This is a genomic window from Streptomyces sp. NPDC088197, assembly GCF_044741185.1.
Taxonomy (GTDB): Bacteria; Actinomycetota; Actinomycetes; order Streptomycetales; family Streptomycetaceae; genus Actinacidiphila.
Window position 1 is genome coordinate 1 of the sequence record NZ_JBIUSD010000035.1, and the last position, 1,447, is coordinate 1,447.

At 56.3% G+C, this 1,447-nt stretch carries 1 rRNA gene (cut by a window edge); it reads right to left on the bottom strand.

From position 1 onward, the window contains the following. Positions 1–48 precede the first annotated feature (48 nt). Positions 49–1,447: ribosomal RNA gene (locus ACIOC1_RS35550) — 23S ribosomal RNA — on the bottom strand; it runs 1,368 nt beyond the window's last position.

Sequence of the window (1,447 nt, forward strand, 5' to 3'; positions counted from 1 at the left end):
TGGTGGTGGGCTGGTTGTTTCAGAACCACACAGTGAACGCGAGCAACAATGGACAAGCCCTCGGCCTATTAGTACCAGTCAGCTCCACCCCTCACAGGGCTTCCACATCTGGCCTATCAACCCAGTCGTCTACTGGGAGCCTTAACCCCTCAAAGGGGGTGGGAGTCCTCATCTCGAAGCAGGCTTCCCGCTTAGATGCTTTCAGCGGTTATCCCTCCCGAACGTAGCCAACCAGCCATGCCCTTGGCAGGACAACTGGCACACCAGAGGTTCGTCCGTCCCGGTCCTCTCGTACTAGGGACAGCCCTTCTCAAGACTCCTACGCGCACAGCGGATAGGGACCGAACTGTCTCACGACGTTCTAAACCCAGCTCGCGTACCGCTTTAATGGGCGAACAGCCCAACCCTTGGGACCGACTCCAGCCCCAGGATGCGACGAGCCGACATCGAGGTGCCAAACCATCCCGTCGATATGGACTCTTGGGGAAGATCAGCCTGTTATCCCCGGGGTACCTTTTATCCGTTGAGCGACGGCGCTTCCACAAGCCACCGCCGGATCACTAGTCCCTACTTTCGTACCTGCTCGACCCGTCAGTCTCACAGTCAAGCTCCCTTGTGCACTTACACTCAACACCTGATTGCCAACCAGGCTGAGGGAACCTTTGGGCGCCTCCGTTACCCTTTAGGAGGCAACCGCCCCAGTTAAACTACCCACCAGACACTGTCCCTGATCCGGATCACGGACCGAGGTTAGACATCCAGCACGACCAGAGTGGTATTTCAACGACGACTCCCCGATAGCTGGCGCTACCGGCTCACAGTCTCCCACCTATCCTACACAAGCCGAACCGAACACCAATATCAAGCTATAGTAAAGGTCCCGGGGTCTTTCCGTCCTGCTGCGCGAAACGAGCATCTTTACTCGTAGTGCAATTTCACCGGGCCTATGGTTGAGACAGTCGAGAAGTCGTTACGCCATTCGTGCAGGTCGGAACTTACCCGACAAGGAATTTCGCTACCTTAGGATGGTTATAGTTACCACCGCCGTTTACTGGCGCTTAAGTTCTCAGCTTCGCCCTGTCGAAACAGGACTAACCGGTCCCCTTAACGTTCCAGCACCGGGCAGGCGTCAGTCCGTATACATCGCCTTACGGCTTCGCACGGACCTGTGTTTTTAGTAAACAGTCGCTTCTCGCTGGTCTCTGCGGCCACACCCAGCTCAAGGAGTACATCCCGTCACCAGACATGGCCCCCCTTCTCCCGAAGTTACGGGGGCATTTTGCCGAGTTCCTTAACCATAGTTCACCCGAACGCCTCGGTATTCTCTACCTGACCACCTGAGTCGGTTTAGGGTACGGGCCGCCATGAAACTCGCTAGAGGCTTTTCTCGACAGCATAGGATCATCCACTTCACCACAATCGGCTCGGCATCAGGTCTCACCCTTCG